General features: G+C 74.2%; 17 protein-coding genes. 8 read left to right on the top strand and 9 right to left on the bottom strand.

Translation table 11 applies throughout. The features are described from left to right. Positions 1-300: 300 nt before the first annotated feature. From EES41_RS05565 to EES41_RS05550, 4 genes are all read left to right on the top strand, one after another. A complete protein-coding gene (locus EES41_RS05565) occupies positions 301-1,275 on the top strand; it encodes a Zn-ribbon domain-containing OB-fold protein (RefSeq protein ID WP_123082287.1) in 975 nt (324 codons plus the stop codon). Further along, positions 1,275-2,342 (top strand): thiolase domain-containing protein, encoded by a 1,068-nt coding sequence (locus EES41_RS05560; RefSeq protein WP_123076153.1) that lies wholly within the window; start codon positions 1,275-1,277, stop codon positions 2,340-2,342. Before EES41_RS05565 ends, EES41_RS05560 begins: the two co-directional genes overlap by 1 nt. Continuing rightward, the gene (locus EES41_RS05555) at positions 2,339-3,514 is read left to right on the top strand and encodes a thiolase domain-containing protein (protein ID WP_037797038.1); all 1,176 of its coding nucleotides are present in this window, start codon (positions 2,339-2,341) and stop codon (positions 3,512-3,514) included. The genes EES41_RS05560 and EES41_RS05555 overlap by 4 nt, the downstream gene beginning before the upstream one ends. Before the next feature lie 122 nt (positions 3,515-3,636). Continuing rightward, complete coding sequence (locus EES41_RS05550; protein ID WP_037797037.1) at positions 3,637-3,876, top strand: DUF397 domain-containing protein; 240 nt, start codon at positions 3,637-3,639, stop codon at positions 3,874-3,876. 133 nt (positions 3,877-4,009) lie between these two features. On the opposite strand, the gene EES41_RS05545 is transcribed toward EES41_RS05550, so the two are convergent. Continuing rightward, positions 4,010-5,221, bottom strand: a complete 1,212-nt coding sequence (locus EES41_RS05545; protein WP_123076151.1) for a low temperature requirement protein A — start codon at positions 5,219-5,221, stop codon at positions 4,010-4,012. A 26-nt stretch (positions 5,222-5,247) separates the two neighbouring features. On the opposite strand from EES41_RS05545, the gene EES41_RS05540 reads away from it, so the two are divergent. Together EES41_RS05540 and EES41_RS05535 are read left to right on the top strand one after the other, a co-directional pair. Beyond that, a complete protein-coding gene (locus tag EES41_RS05540) occupies positions 5,248-5,655 on the top strand; it encodes an ACT domain-containing protein (RefSeq protein ID WP_073798130.1) in 408 nt (135 codons plus the stop codon). A 134-nt stretch (positions 5,656-5,789) separates the two neighbouring features. Next, on the top strand, positions 5,790-8,705 hold the full coding sequence (locus tag EES41_RS05535; protein ID WP_254211323.1) for an AAA family ATPase: 2,916 nt from the start codon (positions 5,790-5,792) through the stop codon (positions 8,703-8,705). A gap of 21 nt (positions 8,706-8,726) precedes the next feature. On the opposite strand, the gene EES41_RS05530 is transcribed toward EES41_RS05535, so the two are convergent. Genes EES41_RS05530 through EES41_RS05515 form a run of 4 tightly spaced genes read right to left on the bottom strand, consistent with a single transcriptional unit; the run spans position 8,727 to position 12,527 of the window. Next, positions 8,727-10,139 carry an FAD-dependent monooxygenase gene (locus tag EES41_RS05530; protein ID WP_123076147.1) on the bottom strand — a complete coding sequence of 471 codons (1,413 nt, stop codon included), beginning with the start codon at positions 10,137-10,139 and terminating at the stop codon, positions 8,727-8,729. Then, complete coding sequence (locus EES41_RS05525; protein WP_123076145.1) at positions 10,136-11,353, bottom strand: MAB_1171c family putative transporter; 1,218 nt, start codon at positions 11,351-11,353, stop codon at positions 10,136-10,138. The genes EES41_RS05530 and EES41_RS05525 overlap by 4 nt, the downstream gene beginning before the upstream one ends. A gap of 2 nt (positions 11,354-11,355) precedes the next feature. Then, positions 11,356-11,901 (bottom strand): toxin-antitoxin system, toxin component, encoded by a 546-nt coding sequence (locus EES41_RS05520; protein ID WP_123082286.1) that lies wholly within the window; start codon positions 11,899-11,901, stop codon positions 11,356-11,358. Positions 11,902-11,915: 14 nt separating this feature from the next. Beyond that, positions 11,916-12,527, bottom strand: a complete 612-nt coding sequence (locus tag EES41_RS05515) for a hypothetical protein (RefSeq protein WP_123076143.1) — start codon at positions 12,525-12,527, stop codon at positions 11,916-11,918. A 579-nt stretch (positions 12,528-13,106) separates the two neighbouring features. On the opposite strand from EES41_RS05515, the gene EES41_RS05510 reads away from it, so the two are divergent. After that, positions 13,107-13,607 carry a hypothetical protein gene (locus EES41_RS05510; RefSeq protein ID WP_123076141.1) on the top strand — a complete coding sequence of 167 codons (501 nt, stop codon included), beginning with the start codon at positions 13,107-13,109 and terminating at the stop codon, positions 13,605-13,607. Positions 13,608-13,643: 36 nt separating this feature from the next. Here the strand turns inward: EES41_RS05510 and kstD are convergent, their stop codons facing one another. Both kstD and EES41_RS05500 read right to left on the bottom strand, forming a co-directional pair. Beyond that, positions 13,644-15,437, bottom strand: coding sequence for a 3-oxosteroid 1-dehydrogenase (kstD, locus tag EES41_RS05505; protein WP_214349558.1), 1,794 nt, complete (start codon positions 15,435-15,437; stop codon positions 13,644-13,646). Between the two features lie 289 nt (positions 15,438-15,726). After that, positions 15,727-16,851, bottom strand: a complete 1,125-nt coding sequence (locus tag EES41_RS05500; RefSeq protein ID WP_123076139.1) for an aminoglycoside phosphotransferase family protein — start codon at positions 16,849-16,851, stop codon at positions 15,727-15,729. A 232-nt stretch (positions 16,852-17,083) separates the two neighbouring features. Between EES41_RS05500 and EES41_RS05495 the strand changes: the two genes are divergently transcribed. Continuing rightward, a complete protein-coding gene (locus EES41_RS05495; protein ID WP_123076137.1) occupies positions 17,084-18,568 on the top strand; it encodes a hypothetical protein in 1,485 nt (494 codons plus the stop codon). Between the two features lie 120 nt (positions 18,569-18,688). Here the strand turns inward: EES41_RS05495 and EES41_RS05490 are convergent, their stop codons facing one another. Beyond that, positions 18,689-20,125 (bottom strand): PP2C family protein-serine/threonine phosphatase, encoded by a 1,437-nt coding sequence (locus EES41_RS05490; protein ID WP_123076135.1) that lies wholly within the window; start codon positions 20,123-20,125, stop codon positions 18,689-18,691. Between the two features lie 288 nt (positions 20,126-20,413). After that, entirely contained in the window at positions 20,414-20,662 is a 249-nt protein-coding gene (locus EES41_RS05485) for an SCO4226 family nickel-binding protein (RefSeq protein ID WP_008742797.1), read from the bottom strand. Positions 20,663-20,722 lie beyond the last annotated feature (60 nt).

Here is a 20,722-nt window from a genome sequence, read left to right as displayed (position 1 = left end):
GTGCCGGGTGCCGGGTGCCGGGTGCCGGGTGCCGGGTGCGGGTGCCGGAGTGCCGGTGCGGCGCCGTTGCCGGGGCTCCGCCCCGGACCCCGCGCCTCAAACGCCGGCGAGGCTGGAAGTGGTCGCCGGCGGTGCTGGGAGTGGCCGGCGGTGCTGGGAGTGGTCGGCGGTGGTGCTGGAAGTGGCCGGTGAGGCTGGAGGTGGTCGCCGGCGAGGCTGGAAGGGGTCGGCGGGGCTGGAAATGGCCGGCGGCCCGGAGGTGTACGTGTGTTGATCGTTTCGAACATCGGAGAGCCGCTCATGACCGCAGCCGCGTCGTCGGCCGGGGTGCTCCGTGCGCCCCTCGTCGTGGAGTTCCCCTTCACCCGGTCCCTCGGGCCCGTGCAGAGCGCCTTCCTCACCGGTCTGCGCGAACGCGTCGTCCTCGGGGTCAGGACCTCCGACGGGCGGGTGATGGTGCCGCCCGTCGAGTACGACCCCCGCACCGCCGAGGAGATCCGGGACCTCGTCGAGGTCGGCGCCACCGGCACCGTCACCACCTGGGCCTGGAACGGCGCCCCGAGGCCCCACCAGCCCCTGGACACCCCCTTCGCCTGGGTGCTGGTGAAGCTCGACGGCGCCGACACCGCGATGCTGCACGCCCTCGACGCGCCCGGCCCGGAAGCGGTCCGCAGCGGGATGCGGGTGCGGGTGCGGTGGGCCGAGGAGCGGACCGGGGCCATCACCGACATCGCCTGCTTCGAGGCGGGCGAGGGCGGTGAGGAGCCTGGCGCCCCCGCGCAAGGCGCCGCGTACGACGGGCGGTTCGGCGACCCGGTCACCGGGATCGTCGCCGAGGCCCGCCTCGACTACACCTACAGCCCCGGCCGCGCCCAGACCGCCTACATCAACGCCCTCTCCGAGCGGAAGACCGTCGGCGAGCGCTGCCCCTCCTGCCACAAGGTGTACGTGCCGCCCCGAGGCGCCTGCCCCACCTGCGGGGTCGCCACCACCGACCGGGTGGAGGTCGGCCCGGCCGGCACCGTCACCACGTACTGCATCGTCAACATCAAGGCGAAGGGCCTGGACATCGAAGTCCCCTACGTCTACGCCCACATCGCCCTCGACGGCGCCGGCCTCGCCCTGCACGGCCGGATCGGCGGCATCCCGTACGACCAGGTCCGCATGGGCCTGCGCGTCGAGCCCGTCTGGACCGAGGGCGGCCGCCACCCCGACCACTACCGCCCCACCGGCGAACCGGACGCCGACTACGACGCGTACAAGGAGCTCATCTGATGCCCCGGACCGGACCCGCCCGCGAGGTCGCCGTCGTCGCCTTCGCGCAGAGCGACCACCTGCGCCGCACCGACGAGCTGAGCGAAGTGGAGATGGTCATGCCGGTCCTGCACCAGGTGCTGGACCGGACGGGACTGAAGGCCAAGGAGATCGGGTTCACCTGCTCCGGCTCCAGCGACTACCTCGCGGGCCGGGCGTTCTCCTTCACGATGACCCTCGACGGCGTCGGCGCCTGGCCGCCGATCTCCGAGTCCCACGTCGAGATGGACGGCGCCTGGGCCCTCTACGAGGCCTGGGTCAAGATCCAGACCGGCGAGGCCGACACCGCGCTCGTCTACGCGTACGGCAAGTCCTCGCCGGGGCCGGTACGGGACGTCCTGACCCGGCAGCTCGACCCGTACTACCTCGCGCCCCTGTGGCCCGATTCGGTCGCCCTCGCCGCCCTCCAGGCACAGGCCCTGATCGACGCGGGCGAGACCGACGAGCGCGCCCTCGCCGCGATCGGCGCCCGCAGCCGGGCCGCCGCCGGGGCCAACCCGCACGCCCAGCTCAGCGGCGACGCCGTCCCGCAGGGCGAATACCAGGTCGCACCGCTGCGCACGGGCGACTGCCCGCCCATCGGCGACGGCGCGGCCGCCGTCATCCTGGCCGCCGGGGACACGGCGCGCCGACTGTGCGCGAGGCCCGCCTGGATCACCGGCATCGACCACCGCATCGAGGCGCACGGCCTCGGGCTGCGCGACCTCACCGACTCCCCGTCCACCCGGCTCGCCGCCGAGCGCGCCGGGGTCTTCGAACGCCCGGTGGACACGGCGGAACTGCACGCGCCGTTCTCCTCCCAGGAGGTGGTGCTGCGCAAGGCGCTGGGCCTCGGGGCGGACGTCGTCGTCAACCCGTCCGGCGGGGCGCTCGCCGCCAACCCGATCATGGCCGCGGGCCTGATCCGGATCGGCGAGGCCGCCGCCCGGATCCACCGCGGCGCGTCCGACCGGGCCGTCGCGCACGCCACCTCCGGCCCCTGCCTCCAGCAGAACCTGGTCGCCGTCCTGGAAGGGGAACGGGCATGAGCACCTCGGGCAAGGAGCCGGTGGCCGTCGTCGGCATCGGCCAGACCAAGCACGTGGCCGCCCGCCACGACGTCTCCATCGCCGGGCTGGTACGGGAGGCGGCCGCGCGGGCGCTCGCCGACGCCGAGCTGACCTGGGCGGACATCGACGCGGTCGTCATCGGCAAGGCCCCCGACTTCTTCGAGGGCGTGATGATGCCGGAGCTGTACCTCGCGGACGCCCTCGGCGCGGTCGGCAAGCCGATGCTGCGCGTGCACACGGCCGGTTCGGTCGGCGGGTCCACCGCGCTCGTCGCCTCCAACCTGGTGGCGGCGCGGGTCCACCGCACCGTCCTGACCCTCGCCTTCGAGAAGCAGTCCGAGTCCAACGCGATGTGGGGCCTGTCGCTGCCGGTGCCCTTCCAGCAGCCGCTGCTGGCGGGCGCCGGAGGGTTCTTCGCCCCGCACGTGCGCGCGTACATGCGGCGCACCGGCGCGCCCGACGCGGTGGGCTCGCTCGTCGCGTACAAGGACCGCCGCAACGCGCTGAAGAACCCGTACGCGCACCTGCACGAGCACGGCATCACCCTGGAGAAGGTCCAGGCCTCGCCGATGCTGTGGGACCCGATCCGGTACTCCGAGACCTGCCCCTCCTCGGACGGGGCCTGCGCGATGGTCCTCACCGACCGGGCGGGCGCGGCCCGTTCGCCGAGGCCGCCGGCGTGGCTGCACGGCGGGGCGATGCGCAGCGAGCCGACGCTCTTCGCGGGCAAGGACTTCGTCTCGCCGCAGGCGGGCAAGGACTGCGCGGCCGACGTCTACCGGCAGGCGGGGATCACCGATCCGCGCCGGGAGATCGACGCGGTGGAGATGTACGTGCCGTTCTCCTGGTACGAGCCGATGTGGCTGGAGAACCTCGGCTTCGCGGAGGAGGGCGAGGGCTGGAAGCTCACCGAGGCGGGGGTCACCGAACTGGACGGGGACCTGCCGGTGAACCCGTCCGGCGGGGTGCTGTCCACCAACCCGATCGGTGCCTCCGGCATGATCCGCTTCGCGGAGGCGGCCCTCCAGGTGCGGGGACAGGCCGGGGAACACCAGATTCCGGACGCCCGCCGGGCCCTGGGGCACGCGTACGGCGGCGGGGCGCAGTTCTTCGCGATGTGGCTGGTGGGAGCGGAAGAGCCCGGCCGCTGAACGCAGCCGCCCTTCCGGGGGAAGGGCGGCGGACCGGTCACCGGTCGCGCACGGCGGCCTGTGCGGCACCCGCCCGGGTGGTTAACCTGGCCCCCGGACGACGTACCGGGAGGAGCACGCACGTGGCCGACAGCATGATTTCGCAGCCTCTGGCCGGCTGGGGCAAGCCGGACCTCGATCTCAGCGGGGCGGACTGGCAGTCGAGCAGCCGGGGAGCGGGCGACGTCCAGATCGCCTTCGTCGAGGGGTTCATCGCGATGCGCAACAGCGAGCACCCCGAGAGCCCCTCGCTGATCTTCGCGCCGGACGAATGGCGCAAGTTCGTGGTCAACGCGCGGGGCGGCGCCTTCGACCTGACCTGACGCGGCCCGACCTGGCCCGGCCCGACCTGGCCCGGCCCGAGGCGAGCCGACGCGGCCCGAACCCGGCGCGGGAGCGGCGCACCACCGGGGCGCGGAACCGCCGCCCCGGTGGCGCCGAAATCCCCCGCGCCGCCTACGGGGCCGGCCGGGCGGGCCGCCCCCGCCGCCCCGGCCGGCGGCGCTCCGCCACCAGCCGGGTCCACGCGGCCGCCGCCACCAGGAGCCACACCAGGTGCGCCGCCCCCGCCTGCCGGGCCGCCGCCCCCGTCACCAGGACCGCGGCCAGGGACGGCCCCACCAGCAGCAGAGTCCCGGGCACCCCGCGGCCCGAGCAGAGCGCCGCCACCCCCGCGACGGCCAGGTACACCGCGAGGCTCCCGCACAGCAGCCAGCGCACCGGCTCCGGGACCGGGTGGTGCGTGTACTCCACCGCGTCGCCGAGCCCGGCCGCGAGCGCCGCCACCGCGCCCGCCACGAAACAGTGCGGCGGCAGCACCAGCCGTACCGGAAGCACGTCCCACGCCAGCAGCGGCACCCCGTCCGCGCCGTGCCGCAGCGACAGCGACCACAGCAGGAGCAGCAGCAGGAACGAGCCGGCGCCGACCGAGTACAGCGCCGCGTCCCACTCCGCTTGCGAGGCGGCCGCCACCACCTGCGCGACCGCCTCGCCGAGCACGATCAGCTGGAACAGGCCGAGCCGCTCCCCGAGGTGCGGCGCGTCCATCAGCGCGGCCTCGGGCTTGGCCGCCGCGCGCCGGCCGGACCCCGGCTCCCGCGCCTCCCGGGCGTACCGCGCGTCCACCCGGGCGGCCAGCCTGGTGCCGGAGACCGAGAACATGACGGTCAGGTCGATGAGCAGGCCCAGCGCCCACAGCGCGTACCGCTCCGTCCCGTCGAACCACATCGACACGACCCACGGCGTCAGCCCCAGCCCCAGCTGCGTGATCGGCAGCTCCGGCACGTACTCCCCGCGCCGCTCCCACGCCTTGCCGGCCAGCGACCGCACCAGGATGTAGGCGAGCGCGAAGGCCCCCGCCCGGTCCTCCCGCACGCCGTGCACCGAGGCCGCCATCACCGCCATGCCGAACATCCCCGCGAGCACGGTCCAGGTGCGGACCTCGTCCCCGCTGACGTTCCCGTACACCGTGAACAGCATCCAGCCCGTCCAGAAGGCGAGGAACATCACCGCGTACAGCGCCACGTCGTCCCAGCCGGGGCTGCCGTGCAGCAGGTGCGCCAGCTGGGCGACGCCCGCCACCGCCGTCAGGTCGAAGAACAGCTCCAGCCAGGAGGCGTGGCGCTCGCCCCCCGCGGGCGCCGACGCTGCCGGCGTGGATTCGGTCATAGCGGGATGATAGTTAGGGTGGTCGCATGAGCGGCGAGAGTGACCTGAGGAAACTGCTGAGCGGCATGCGCCCCGAACTGAACGAGGGGCGGTACGTGTTCTGCACGGTCCCCGGGGCCACCGCGCCCCCGGCCGGGACCGCCCCCGTCGCCACCGTGCTGGAGGCCGAGGGGCTCACCCTGGTGCTGCGCCAGGAAGACGCCGACGCCGCCGGCCTCGCCTACGACTACACGGCGGGATGGATCACCCTGCGCGTGCACTCGGCCCTCGACGCCGTCGGTCTCACCGGAGCCTTCGCCGCCGAGCTCGCCGCCCACGGGCTCAGCTGCAACGTCATCGCCGGATACCACCACGACCACCTGTTCGTGGCCGCCGACCGGGCGGCCGAAGCCGTCGCCGTACTACAAGAACTGGCCACGCGGTCGGCGGAATAAGAAAATCCCAAAAAGTATCTGATCTTTCCCGGCCGAGCCCTCCTGGCGCACGTACGCGGGCGTACGCTGAGGCCCCCGAACAGGCCTGGGGGGTACCAGCCATGACGGAGCGACCGATCCGCAAACGGCGCGTAATGTTCGAACGCGAGACCGAACTCGCCACCGTGGAAGAGGCGCTGGACCAGCTCACCGGCACCGGTGACGGCGACCCCGGCGGGGGCGGCACCCTGCTCGCCTTCTCCGGCCCGGCCGGACTCGGCAAGACCACGCTCCTCGCCGAGGTCCGCCGCCGCGCCCACGCCCGCTCCTGCACCCTCCTCGCCGCCCGCGGCGGCGAACAGGAACAGACCCAGCCCTTCCACGTCGCCCGCCAGCTCATCCAGCCCCAACTGGCCGGCCTCACCGAGCGGCAACTGCGCTCCACCCTCGGCAGCTGGTACGCCATCGTCGGCCCCGCCCTCGGCCTCTGCGCCCCCGAACAAGGCGCCCCGCCCGACCCGCAGGGCCTGCGCGACGGCCTCGACTGGGTGCTCACCCACCTCACCGTCCAGCGCGCCCCCGTCGTCCTCGTCCTCGACGACGCCCACTGGGCCGACCCCGAATCCCTCGGCTGGCTCGCCGCCTTCGCCCCGCGCGCCGAACACCTCCCGCTGCTGCTCGTCGTCGCCTACCGCCCCGACGAACTGCCCGCGCACGCCGAGGCCTTCCGTACGCTGCCCGGCCGGGCCGGACAGCGCCCGCTCACCCTCGCGCCGCTCACCGCCGCCGCCGTCTCCACCCTGATCCGCGAGGCCGTCGGCGAGCACGCCGACGACGCCTTCTGCCGGGAGGCCTGGGCCGTCACCACCGGCAACCCCTTCGAGGCCGTCGAACTCACCGCCAAGGTCCGGGACAAGGGACTGGAGCCCACCTCGGCCAGCGCCCCGCAGCTGCGCGACCTCGTCGCCGCACAGCGCGGCAGCGGCCTCGTCGCCCGGCTGCACAGCCTCGGACCCTCCACCGTCCGCTTCGCCTGGGCCTGCGCGGTCCTCGGCACCGCCATTCCGCAGGACCTCGCCGCCCGCGTCGCCGGCCTCGGCACCGAGGAGGCCGTCGACTCCACCGCACGGCTGCGCGACGCCCGCATCCTGGCGGGCGGCGCGGCTCCCGCCCTCACCGTCACCCTCGCCCTCGTCCCGGACGCCGACGCCGACGCGCACGCCTACGGTCACCCCCACCACGACGGCGCCACCGGTGCCCACGCCGGGCCGCTGGAGTTCGTCCACCCCCTGATCGCCACCGCCCTCTACCGGTCCATCCCGGACGCCCTGCGCGTCGCCCTGCACGGCCAGGCCGCCGTGGCCGTCGTCGATGCCGGACTCGGCGCCTCCGCCGCCGCCCGCCACCTGCTGGAGACCCACCCCGAGAGCGACCCCTGGGTGGTACGGACCCTGCGCGAGGCCGCCGGCGAGAACCTCCGGGCCGGCGCCCCCGAAGCGGCCCGCCGCCAGCTCGCCCGCGCCCTGCGCGAACCACCGGACTTCGACGAACGCGCCGCCGTGCTCTACGAACTCGGCTGCGCCTCCCTGCTCACCGAGCCCGCGAACACCGTCAACCACCTCCGCGCCGCCCTTGCCGAGCCCTTCGACGACCCCGCCCTGCGCCAGGGCATCGTCATCCGGCTGGCCCAGGTCCTCGCCCACAGCGACCGCCTCGCCGAGGCCTCGGAATCCCTCGCGCGGGAGATCCCCTACACCCAGGACGTGCGCGCCCGGCTGCGCCTGCAGTCCGAGCAGTTCATGTGGGACGCCTTCAACGCCCGCGAGAGCGACTCCCCGGCCCGCTCGCGCCGGCTGGCCCGGCTCGCCGACCGGCTCATCGGGCGCGACCTCACCGAGCGGTACGTCATCGGCCTGCGCGCCTGGGACGCCTGCCTGCGCGGCGAATCCGTCGACACCGTCCTGCACCACGCCCGCCGCGCCCTCGACGGCGGCCTCAGCTGGGCCCACGAGGACCGGGGGTTCGAGGTCCCGGTGCTGACCGCGATGGTCCACATGTACGCCGACCGGCCCGGCCGCGCCGAGGAGCTCTTCGAGGCCGGCACCGCCGAGTTCGAACGGGAGGGCTGGCGCGGGGCGCACCTGTCCTTCGGGTACAGCCTGCGGGCGTACATCCGCTACCGGCGCGGCCGCCTCGCCGAGGCCGAGGAACTGGCCCGGGCCGGGCTGCGGCTCGCCGAGCGCGTCGGGCGGCGTACGCCCGTCCACTGGTACGCCATCGCGATCCTCGCCACCACCCTGCTCGCCCGGGGCCGGGTGGACGAGGCCTGGGAACTGGCGCGGGAGCACGAGTTCGGGGAACCCTTCCCCTCCGCCGTCGTCTTCCCCGACTCCCAGACCGTCCACGCCGAACTGCTGCTCGCCCGGGGGCGGACGAAGGAAGCCGTCGGCGAACTGGAGGCGGTGGACCGCAGACTCACCCCGCGCGGCATCCAGAACCCCTCCTGGTGCCCGTGGCAGCTGCACCTGGCCCGGGCGGTCGCCGACGACGACCCGGAGCGCGCCCGCGCCCTGGCCGCCGACGCGGTGCGCCGGGCCCGCGCCTTCGGCGCCCCGTCCGGCATCGGCCAGGCGCTCCGCGTCGCGGCCGAGGTCGCCGCCCCCGGCGCCCGCGCGGCGCTGCTGACGGAGGCGGTGGAACTGCTGTCGGCCTCCCCGGCCGGATACGAGCTGGCCCGCGCCCTGGCCGCGCTGGGCACCGAGAGCAGGGACACGGAGCTGCTCGCCCGGGCGGTGGCCATGGCCCGGGAGTGCGGGGCCGACGGCCTCGTGGCGCGCGCGACCGAGGCCCTGCTGAGGCTCGGCGGCGCCCCGCCGCGCGGCGGCGACTGGCAGGGCGCCCTCACCGAAGAGGAACGCCGCCTGGCCGAACGGGCGCGCGACGGCGACCCGATGAGGACGGAGCCCGAACGGTCCCTGCTGTCGGCGGTGTGCCGCAAGCTGGGCACGGACCTGACCGGCCTCGCGGAGGCGCTCAACGCCTCCGCCTCCGCCGCCGTCAGCCGAGCCTGAGCCGTCCTCGCCCCCGCCGGCCTACGGGAGGATCCCGGCGATCGCCTCCCGCTCGGCGGGGCGCAGCGGCGGTCCGGTCAGCTGCTCCCGGCGCGGCCCCAGGACCGCCGCCAGCAGCACCGGCGGGGTGAACAGCCGGGCGGCGGGGCGCTCCAGGGTCACGACGTCGGTGACGGCGCGGGCGACCCGCCCGTTTCCGGTGCTCGTCAGCAGCAGCCGGCGCACGTAGGCCGCGCCGATCCGCTCGGTCAGCGTCGGGCCGCCCTCCGTCGCGCCCGGGTAGAACACGTCGTTGCCGGTGGACAGGGCCCAGGCGGCGGCGACCGGCCCGGCGACGGCCTTCTGCGCGCGGGCGCCGAGCCCCGGCGCCGACCAGCCCAGCGTACGGACGGTGTCCCGCAGCGCGACGGCGCTCTGCGCGGCCACCGCCATGCCGTGCCCGTACACCGGGTTGTAGGCGGCGGCCGCGTCCCCGAGGACGACGAACCGCTCGGGGAGCCGGGCCCGCTCGTAGGCGTGCCGGCGGTTGACGGTCGTACGGGTGACCGCGACGTCCGTCAGCGGCTCCGTCCCGGATATCAGCTCCCCGACGATCGGATGCCGCACCGACCGGGCGAACGCCTCGAAGAGTTCCGGGTCCTTGGTGGGCTCGCCGCCCCGGGTCCCGGACAGCGTGACGAGCCAGCGGTCGCCCTCGATCGGCACCAGCGTCGAGGACCGGCCCGGACCGGCCTCCCGCGGATCGGCCTGGACGTTCACGATCACGGGGAAGGTGCTCCCGAGGTCCTTCGGCGCCCGGAAGACCCGGCTCGCGTACACGAGACCGGGGTCGACCGTCCGTACCGCGGCGGCCGGCAGGCCGAACTCCCGCAGCCAGGCGGGCGTACGGGAGGACCGCCCGGACGCGTCGACCACCAGCCCGGCGGCGAGGACCCGCTCCACCCCGTCGGCGCCGCGCACCCGGACGCCGGTGACACGGCGGGCGTCGCCCTCCAGGCCCAGCACCTCGGTGCGGTCGGAGATGGTGACACGTGGCAGCGCCCGTACGGAACGGCGGACGTGCCAGTCGAGCAGGTCCCGCCCGGCGAGCACGACGTAATGCGACTGCTCCGCCCAGCGGCGGAACCAGCCGGCCGGCGAGAAGCCCACCATGTTGGTCGGGAGCGCGATCCGGTGTCCGCCGTCGGCCAGCAGCCGTCCCACCGTGCCCGGCAGCAGCGCGTCGATGGCGCGCGCCCCGCCGGACCACAGCAGGTGCGCGTGCCGGGCCTGCGGCAGCCCCTTGCGCGCCCCGGGTCCCTCGGGCAGTACGTCGCGCTCGACGACCACCACGTCGGCGAACTCGGCGAGCGCGGCGGCGGCGAGCATGCCCGCCAGGCTGCCTCCGATGACGACAGCCGTGCGCGGGCCCGGGGCGGACGGCGTATCGCTCATGGGGTCACGCTCTCTGGACGATCGGCCGGCCCGTAGCGGGCGCGGTGGGCAAGGACGGCGGGGGAGCGGCGCAGGGCCCTGGACACGGCGACCAGGTCCGGGGAACGCATCCCTCCGGGGGCGCCGGTCAGGAGGGTGGCCGCGTCCCCGGCCTGCGGCTCGGGGGCGAACTCGTCGCCGAGCCGCAGCCGGTGGATCGCGGCGATCACCGCGACCGCGTCGGCCGTGGCGGCCGCCCGCGCCGGGGCCTCGCCGCGCCCGGTGGCCTCGCCGAGCGCGCGCAGGCGCACCTCGGGGTCCATGTACGGCTGGAGGCGCAGGAGTCCGTCGCTGATCCGGGTCCTGCGCTGGACCAGGCGCCGGCTCATCGGGGCCCGTCGCGACAGCCGGATCGTCCCCGTGTCGAGGACGGCCAGTTCCTTCACGAACGGACCGAGGGAGCGGTACTGCCGGTAGTCCATGAAGAACCCCTGCACCGCCTCGCCGGCGTGCGGGAGGATGAACCCGACGGCGACGAAGAGCGCGCAGACCGAGGCGAGCGGCGGGGCGACGTACGTGCTGAGCCAGTCCAGGTCGTTGCCGGCCCAGCGGCTCACGACCGCGATGAGCTTCACGGTGTCGTAGGCGAGGTTCAGGATGAACCCGATGACCAGCAGCACCAGGCCGGCGCGCAGCCAGCCCGACACCTGGCGCAGCCAGGTCCAGGTGACCACCGAGGTGATCGCGCAGGCCGTGGTGTGGGCCAGCAGGTAGAGCAGGATGTGCTCGCGCATCCAGGGCGTGTTGGCGTAGTACGTGTCCAGGTCCCGCAGCCGTTCGACGGGTACGTCGGCGAAGGCGAAGGTGACCCAGAGGCCTGCGACGACCGCGGAGTAGATGACGCCGATCGTCCAGGTGGTCCGCCGCACGCGCCGGGGGTCGCCGCCGCGCCAGTGGATGATCATCACCAGGCAGGCGGCGCAGAACAGCGTGAGCACCGTGTAGACCACCGGCGCCGCGAAGTTGCTGATCCCGCTGCCTCGGTTGATCGCCGCGATGGTCTCGGGGCGGCCGAAGTAGAACACGGCGGAGCCCAGGAGCAGCAGACCGCCGACGTTGCGCACGTTGGGGTCGTTGCGCCAGAACCTCATCATCACCGGAAGCCGGATGACGAAGGCCAGGGTGAGGATCGCCGCCGGGATGAAATAGGGGATGTAGTACTTGTCCGAGGTCACCGTCAGCCGTTCGGTCCGCGATAGCCGAGTGTGTTGCCGATGCGGCCGGCCACGCCGCCGCGCCGGGCCGGGCCGGGGGCGGCGTCGTCGCCGGCCAGCCAGGCCCGGCACCGGTCGCCGAGGAGCAGGCCGAAGGTCTCGGCCTCGATCTCGTGGGCGTCCTCGTGGTGCGAGCGCGCGGCGACGGCGGCGTACGTCAGGTCGGTCCCGCCCGGCAGGGACCGGGCCGCCGCGGCGGCGCCGGGGCCGCGCGAGGCCGAGTGGCCTGCCTGCATGTGCCACAACTCGTGTCCGAGGATGACGAGTTGGTGGTCAGGGGTGGTGAACTTCTCCACGACGACGATGTCGTAGTCCTCCATGTTCAGCCACAGGCCCGAGGTGGTCAGCTGGGTGGGGAAGCGCTCGAAGCGCAGGATGATGGGGCGGCCGCCGCGCCGCGCGCTCATCGCGTCGCACAGCCGGCGGAACAGGGCGTGCGGTTCGACGGGTGCTTCGAGCTCGCGATCGAGGTCGAGGGCGGACGTCAGCGCGGCGCACAGCTTGCGCATGGAGCGGGCGACGCTCACGAAGCCCCCTCGGACGACAGAATTCCGGTGATCATGCCGAGCAGCAGTGTCTCCTGTGTACGGGTGAGGGGCTTGCCCGGGGTGGTGTTGCGGGTGGAGAGGGAGACGAGCCCGTACCGGCCTACGAGTTCGGCCATCATGTCACCCCCGGAAACGTGGTCGAGGGACCGGAGCACCGGCTGGAGGGCCCGGCTCACCGCCTGCGCCGGGGTGTCGGTGAGGAAGCCGGGACCGCGGCCGAAGAACGCGGCGATGCGCAGGAGTTCCGCTTCCGATGGCTGGTTCCCCGCCCTGCCGGCGACGAGGTCGGTGATGACGCGGGGGGCGGCGCCGATCGCCTCGGCGATGTCGGCGGCCCGGTACGGGTGCCCGGCCGCGTCGCGGGAGCACGCGCAGAGGAACGCGGCCCGCTGTCGCGCGGCCTCCCCGGGGGCGGCCTCGGCGGCGTCCTCACCGCGCAGCAATCCGGCCACGACCTCGGGGGGAACCCCGGTCCTGGCCGCGAGGTCTTGGACGTCGAGCATCTCGGCCGCGGTGAGTTGCCTCTCCTCGGCGAGCGCCCGGATCTGAGCGAGCGTCACGGCGAGGGAAGGAACAGACTCGATCATCTGCCTGCGCTTCCTGTGTCTGAGGGCAACCACTGGGGCGTGCGCGCGCCTGCGCCAAGCCTAGGGTCCCGAAAATACAAGATCCATATTGAGCCAACGATTGTTGTCGAATCGAAAGCGGCCACTCGCCGCCGGCGGCCGGTACCGAACCCGGGACACCCGCCCGCCCGGGTCCGCCGCCGGTCCTGGGTGGGGGAGGGGCCCCGGACGTGGACCGTGTGGTCGGCCGCGGCGCCCCGGGCCGGGGGCCGGCCCGGAGCCGCGCGGGCCGCGCGGGCCACGCGGGAGGCCGGGCCCGGGCGAGCCCGGTGGCCGAGCCGGGGGGCGGTGGGTCCGGGGTGAGCCGGGGGCCGGGTCGGGGCGAGCCCGGTGGTCGGGTCGGGGGTCTGGCCGGGGCGAGCGGGGGGCCGGGTCGGGGGCCGGGCGGGAAGGGCGCGGGACCGGATTCCGGGGCGCGAGTCGACGGCGGGCCCCGGGGGCGGAGCGGGGCCGGGCGGCGGCCGCTCCGGGTGACGGGGAAGCGGGTGGGGTTGAGGGGGGTAGCGCCGGGGAAGGGGCTCGGGCACGTACCATGGCGGCATGTCCTTCCTCCGCCGCCACCGCGCCGCCACACCCGCCGGCCCGGACTTCGACGTCCTGGCCATGGACCCGGGGGACTGGCCGGGCAATCTCGGGGCCGGGCTGCTCCCCGCCCCCGACGGCAGCTGCCAGGGCGTCTTCCTCCGCTACGACCTGTTCGGCGGACGCGGGCCCGCGATGATCATCGGCAACCTCCCCGAGGGCTCCCCCGCCCGGGACCTCGCCGACGGCCAGGTCCCCTTCGAGGTGGCCCAGCTCCTCGACGCCCTGGAGAACGAGGAGGACGTCGAGGTCACCGGCATCGAGGACTGCCCCGTCATGCAGGGCGACAACCTCCTCATCGTCCGGAAGGTCAAGCTCTCCGAGGGCCGGATCAGCTGCGTGCAGTTCGACCGCAGTGACAACGTCCTGGTCACCATCGCCAGCTGGGACCGGCCCATCACGGACGACCTGTACGCCCTGCTGAAGCCGCTCCCGGCCGAGCTCTTCCAGCAGGGCTGAGCCCGGCCCGGACGGCGGTCCGGGCCCCGGAGTGAGCTACGCGTCCGCGATGTCGTTCGCCGCCACGTAGCCGAAGGTCATCGCGGGCCCGATCGTCGAACCGGCGCCCGCGTAGCTGTGGCCCATCACCGCCGCGCTCGCGTTGCCCGCCGCCCACAGGCCCGGGATCACCGATCCGTCGGCCCGCAGCGCCCGCGCCCGCGCGTCCGTCACGATGCCGCCCTTCGTCCCGAGGTCCCCCGGCACGATCTTGAACGCGTAGAACGGCGGCACCCAGACCGGCGCCAGGCACGAGTTCGGCTGCACGTTCGGGTCCGTGTAGTAGTGGTCGTACGCCGTGTCGCCCCGGTGGAAATCGGCGTCGTTCCCGCTCCACGCCTGCGCGTTGAACCGGCTCAGCGTCGCCCGCAGCGCCGCCGCCGGCACCCCGATCTGGCCCGCGAGCGCGTCCCAGGTCCACGCCTTCTTCGCCGCGCCCGCCTCGTACCACGCGTCCGGGAACGGCAGCACCGGCAGGATGTCCTTGAACAGGTACCTGTTGCGGTAGTTCTGGTCCACGATCAGCCACGCCGGGATGTGCGACCCGGCCGCGCCGCGGTCCTTCTCGTACATCACGTGCACCACATCGCTGTACGGCGCCGCCTCGTTGACGAACCGCGCCCCGTTCCGGTTCACGATCAGCCCGCCCGGCAGGGTCCGTTCGGCGAGACAGAAGTACGGCTCGCCGGGAAGCGGGATCGAAGGCCCCCACCAGGCGTCCTCCATCAGCCCCAGCGCCGCCCCGGCGCGTTCGCCCGCCCGGATCCCGTCGCCCGTGTTCTCCTTCGCGCCCACCGACCACTGGGTGCCGATCGGCTGCTGCTGGTACCGCGCCCGCATCTCCGCGTTGTGCTCGAAGCCGCCCGAGCCGACGACGACCCCCTTGCGGGCGCGCACGACGCCCCGTACGCCCTCCTTGTCCACCACCACCCCGGTGACCGCCCCGCCCTCCCGCACCAGATCGACCAGGGGGCTGTTCAGCCACACCGGCACCCCGGCCCGCTGGAGCCCCGCCCGTAGCCCGGTGGCCAGCGCCTGGCCCATGGTCAGCGGCTTCTCCCCGCGCAGCGCCGCCTTCGTGCCGCGCGCCAGGCATTCGGTGGACACCGCCAGGCCCCTGGCGGTCACCGCCGCGAGGTTGAGCCACTTGTAGTCCTGGCTGAAGACCACCATCCCGGCCGGCACCGGCATGTACGCCGGGTTCAGGTGGGCGAGTTCCGCGCCGAGGACGTGGCCGTCGATCTGGTCCGGTTCGATGGAGCGGCCGTTCGGCAGGCCGCCCGGCAGGTCGGGGTAGTAGTCGCTGTACCCCTCCATGAAGCGGAACCTCAGCGGGCTGTTGGCCATCACGAAGTCCAGCATCCGGGGCCCGTTGGCGAGGAACGCCCGCTGCCGGTCGGCCGGCACGTCGGGCCCGACGACGGCGGAGAGGTACGCGGCCGCCTTGGCCGGCGTGTCCGGCACGCCCGCGCCCAGGATCACCGAGTTGTTCGGCAGCCAGATGCCGGCCCCGGAACGCGCGGCCGAGCCGCCGAAGGTCGGGGCCTTCTCGACCACCAGTACGCTCAGCCCCCGCTTGGCCGCGGTGAGCGCCGCGGTCATGCCGGCCGCCCCGGACCCGACCACGACGACGTCGTACTCGCCGAGCGGGGCTCCGTCGGCGGCCCGTGCGGCGGCGGGCAGCACGGCGGCGGCGAGCACCCCCGCCCCGGTCCCGGCGAGGACCGTCCGGCGGGACGGGAGGGGGGCGTGCGCGCGTTCGGTACGGACGTGTTCGGGACTCGCGGGCATGGGCAGGCTCCAGCGGGTGGGGAGGACGGGGCGGAACCAGCACGTCTGATGCTGAATCAGAAAAGGTGTTCGGGGGATCATGTGAAGTCAAGGCATACGGGCCAGTTGGACCGGGCGGACCGCCGATCCCCCGGAAAAGGCGGATCGATCCCCGGGAACGACGCCCGGAACGGCGCCCAGGAACGACGCCAGGAACGACGCCCGGGACCGACGCCCGGGAACGGCGAAATCCCGTGGCGGGCACGCCAGGTGTGCCCGCCACGGGATTCCCGTGATCACGCCGTCCTCGTCAGCGCGTCCCCACCGCCGCGCGCACCGCCCTGCGGGCCATCCCGCAGTCGTCGTGCAGGCGGCGCAGCAGCAGCCGCTGCTCCTCGCCCGAGGACAGGGAGCCCGCCTGTAGCGGCTGGGCCGGCGCGGTCGCCTGCATCGAGCGCTGCACCGCCGTCTCGGCCATCCGGATCTCCCGGGTCAGCACCAGCATCAGGTTCACCAGGAACGCGTCCCGGGCCGCCGGACCGGCCGACTGCGCGAGGCGGCTGATCTGGCCGCGGGCGGCCGGGGCGTCGCCCAGCACCGTCCACAGCGTGGCCAGGTCGTACCCCGGCAGGTACCAGCCCGCGTGCTCCCAGTCGAGCAGCACCGGCCCCGCCGGGGACAGCAGCAGGTTCGACAGCAGCGCGTCACCGTGGTTGAACTGCCACGGGGTCCCGGACAGCTTCAGCCCGTGCAGCAGCTTCTGCAGGTCACCGAAGTCCCGGTCGGTCAGGAGCCCCAGCTCGTGGTCCCGGGTGATCCGCCGGGCGTAGTCCACCGGGTGTCCGAACAACTCCCCCGGCGGCTGCCACTGGTTGACCCGGCACACCGCGCCCAGGGCCGCCCGCAGGTCCGGCCGCGGCGGGGCCTCCACGGGATGACGCTGCAGGGCCGCCACCCGGCCCGCCATCCGCTCGACCACCAGGGTGCAGTTCTCCGGGTCGGCCGCGATCAGCCGCGGTACCCGGACCGGCGGGCGGTGCCGGACGAACGCCCGGTACGCAGCTATTTCGTGCCGGTACCGCTCCCGCCACTCCGGCGAATGGTCCAGTAAGACCTTGGCGACGGCGGTCATCCGCCCCGTGGTCCCCACCAGCAGCACCGACCGGCCGCTCCGCCGTAGCACCTGCACCGGTGCGAACTCCGGACAGATCCGCTGCACCGAGGCGAGCGCGGTGCGCAGTTGCGCACCCTGCGGCCCGGACAAGTCGATTCTTCCGCTCAGCGGCTGCGACGGGGATCCGGGCACGCGCCGGGCCCGTACGCCACCCTGGGCCGGTGCCGCCGAGCGGCCGGGATCGAGGTAGGGGCCGCCGCCCGCGGGGATGGTGCGGTGCGGCCGGACCGGTGCGGACACGGAGGACGTTGCTGCGTACATGGCGGTTACGGTTCCCTTCGTGCGCCGACGACTTGCGTACGCCGCCCCGCCGGATCCCGTACTTCACCCTGGGGAGTTCCGCCGGTGAACCGGGTCGGGGAGGCGCATTCCTACCTGACACCGCGCTGCGGGTGGCACACCATCTGGCGGACCCTGGCGAACCCTGGCGAATAGTCGCTCGGCATCTGACGGCGGGCTACTGTCAACTCAGCCGAGAACCTGGGGGCTTGACGTGAGCAAAGGTCCAAACACCCGTCTGAACGACTTGTTCGGCCTGGCCGGCTGGTCGAAGGGCGAACTGGCGAGGATGGTCAACCGGCAGGCGGCGGCCATGGGTCACCACCAGCTGGCCACCGACACCTCGCGGGTGCGGCGCTGGATCGACATGGGGGAGACCCCGCGCGAACCGGTGCCCACGGTACTGGCAGCACTGTTCACCGAGCGGCTCGGTCGTGTCGTGACCATCGAGGACCTCGGGTTCGTACGGCAGCGGCGCACCACCAAACGGCAGTCCGACGGGGCGAAGGAGAACCCCGACGGCCTGCCCTGGGCGCCCGAACGCACGGCCGCGGTCCTCACCGAATTCACGGGAATGGACCTCATGCTCAACCGTCGCGGTCTGATGGGCGCGGGCGTCGCGCTCACCGCCGGCACTGCCCTCAGCAACGCCATGTACGACTGGCTGCGTGCCGACCCCACCCCGGCGAAGGCCGCCCCGGCCTTCGGCGACTCCTTCCAGGCCGACCAGGCGGGCTACGACCGCTACGAGGCCGCCCCGATCGGCTCGCAGGAGATCGAGGCCCTGGAGCGTTCCGTCGAGGTCTTCCGGGCCTGGGACGCCTCCAGAGGCGGCGGCCTCCAGCGCAAGGCCGTCGTGGGCCAGCTCAACGAGGTGGGCGGCATGCTCGCCTACCACCACCCCGACCACCTCCAGCGGCGGCTGTGGGGGGTGGCGGCCAACCTGGCCGTGCTCGCGGGCTGGATGTCGCACGACGTCGGCCTCGAACCCACTGCCCAGAAGTACTTCGTCATCGCCGCGCACGCGGCCCGCGAGGGCGGCGACCGGCCGCGCGCCGGCGAGGCCCTGTCCCGCGCCGCCCGCCAGATGGTCCACCTGGGCAAGCCGCACGAGGCCCTCGACCTGATGAAGCTGGCCCAGTCGGGCTCCGGCGAGGAGACCCTGCCGCGCACCCGCGCCATGCTGCACACCATCGAGGCCTGGGCGCAGGCCGCCATGGGCAAGGGGCAGGCCATGCGCCGCACCCTGGGCGAGGCCGAGGACCTGTTCGTGTCCGACAAGGGCGACGTACCGCCGCCGAGCTGGATGCAGAGCTTCGACGAGGCGGACCTGCACGGCATGCAGGCGCTGGCCTTCCGCACGCTCGCCGACCACGACCCCTCCGCCGCCCCGGTCGCCCAGCGGCACGCCATGGAGGCGCTGCGGCTGCGGGCCAGCGGCCACCAGCGCTCGCAGATCTTCGACTACATCTCGATGGCCTCCGCCTGCTTCATCGCCGACGACCCGGAACAGGCCGACCGCTACGCCCGGCTGGCCCTGGTCTCGATGAACGAGACCTCCTCGCACCGGACCTGGGACCGGCTGCGCGAGATGTACCGGCTCACCGGCCAGTACGCCGGCTACGCCCGCATCGAGGACCTGCGTACGGAGATCAAGCTGGCCCTCCCCAACAGCCCGACGCCGCAGCACGTCGTCTAGGGCGCGGCAGGTGACCACCGGGCACCCGCACCACGCACCCGTCCCGCACCACGCACCCGTGGAGCGCACGAAGAAGGCCGCGCCGGCCGGCGCGGCCCCGATCCCCCCCGGCGGCGGCCGCTACCCGCCGACCCGCGCCACCAGCACACAGGCGTCGTCCTCGCGCTCGCCCTCGCCGAACTCCTCGATCACCATCCGTACGCAGTCCCGCGCCGACCCGGCCGCCGAGAGCCGGGGCGCGAGCTCCAGCAGCCGCTCGGTCCCGTCCGTCCGGCCGAACTCGATGCCGCGCGGTGTCAGCCCGTCCGTGTGCAGGACGAGCACGTCGCCCGCTTCGAGCCGCTCCTCCGCCTGCCCGTACGCCGCGCCGGCGGTCGCCCCCAGCAGCACGCCCTCCGGCGGCTGTAGCGAGCGGCCCCGGCCGCGGCGGAACAGCAGCGGAGCCGGGTGTCCGGCCTGCGCCCAGGACAGCACGCGGCGCGCGGGGTCGTAGCGGCAGCACACGGCCGAACCGAGCGCCGGCTGTACGGAGTTCTCCAGCAGCCGGTTCAGCCAGCCCATCAGCGGGCCCGGCTCGATGCCCGCCATGGCCATGCCGCGCAGCGCGCCCAGCATCATCGCCATGCCGGAGGCGGCGGTGACTCCGTGCCCGGTCAGGTCACCGACCGTCAGCATCGAGCGCCCGTCGGGGAGTTCGAGCGCGTCGTACCAGTCGCCGCCGATCAGGGCGTCGTCCGGGGAGGGCAGGTAGTGCGCGGCCGTGTCCAGGGAGCCGGCGCCGTGGTGCGGGAACCGCAGGGAGCCGCCCCACGGGGGGAGGACGGCTTCCTGCAGTTCGACCGCCAGTCGGCGCTCGGTCCGCGCGATCTCCCGGCGCCGCTGGAGCGAGTCCCGGGTTTCGCGCACGGCCCGCTCACTGCGCCGCAGGTCGCTGACGTCGCGGAGCACGGCCCACATGGAGGCCGTGCAGCCGTCGTCGTCGAGGACGGGTTCGCCCCGCATGTGCAGGGTGCGGACCCGGCCGTCGGTCCGGACGATGCGGAACTCGCCGTCCAGGGGACGGCCGTCCACGAGGCAGGCCGTGACCATCGCGGTCAGCAGCGGCTGGTCCTCGGAGAAGAGGGTGGAGCCCAGTTCGTCCAGGGGCAGCGCGCCCGACTCGGGGGACCGGCCGAAGATCTGGAACAGTTCCTCGGACCAGGTGACCTCGTCGGTCAGCAGGTTCCACTCGGCGCTGCCGACCCGGGTCTGGCGGTCCTCCGGCGCGGGCACCGGCCCGGGCTCGGCCTGCCCCGGGAACGCGACGAGGTCGGGCGCGGGCGGCAGGCCTTCCTTGAGCCGGCCGAGGTGCTCACCGAGGTCGTCGAGGTGGTGCACGGCCAGATCGCAGAGAGCGCGCTGCCAGCGGCCCTGGGCGTCCTCCTCGTCGTCCGCGACGGTGTCGCGGCGCACCGCGTCCACGTCACCCCGGAGCCGTCGGGTCTGTGTGATCAGCGCGTCCACCGATCCCGGCTCGGGCGGTTGCGCGGGACGGTCCGCGAACAGGTGGGACGGCATGAGCACTCCGATACAGGCGCGGCGCGGCCAAGTCTGAAGGAAGGACCGCTCACGACTGTGGCACAGCGGGCGAGGGCCCGTAAGGCGTTTGGCAACATCCGTAGAGGCGTTGCTTCTGGCATGTGCCTGCGGCCCTCCGGAGGCTCCTCCGATCGTACGAACGAATCCGGTCAGCCCTTTTGTGGCGTTCCCGCCCGCCGGTCGTTCGCCGGTCGTTCGCCGGTCGTTCGCAGGTCGCCCGCCGCCCGGGCGCCGTCCGGCCCGGGCTGCGGGCGACCGGCGGGGGGATCACACCACGAGCGGGACCGGGTGGATCTCGCTGGCCGGGTGGCCCGTGCGCTCGTGGATCCGCATGACCGCGTCCGCCGAGGGCGCCTCGGACAGGCAGTAGACCGTCCCGGAGGCGGGGTCGGCCCAGGCCCGCTCGAAGTGGACCTTCTCTTCCCCCTCGATCGCCAGATCCGCCTTGTGGGCGGCCAGCAGCTGGTCCGCCGTGATGCCGTGCATGCCGTGGTGGACGTCCATGAACTTCGTCACCGCCGCACACCTCCTCGCTCCGTCTCGGTGCGCAGAACCGTTCTTTCTCCATCCTCCGCC

Origin of the sequence: Streptomyces sp. ADI95-16, assembly GCF_003721495.1 — a bacterium.
GTDB classification, from domain to species: Bacteria; Actinomycetota; Actinomycetes; order Streptomycetales; family Streptomycetaceae; genus Streptomyces; species Streptomyces goshikiensis.
The sequence above is the reverse complement of the archived record's forward strand: the minus strand, read 5'-3'. Positions and strand labels throughout refer to the sequence as shown.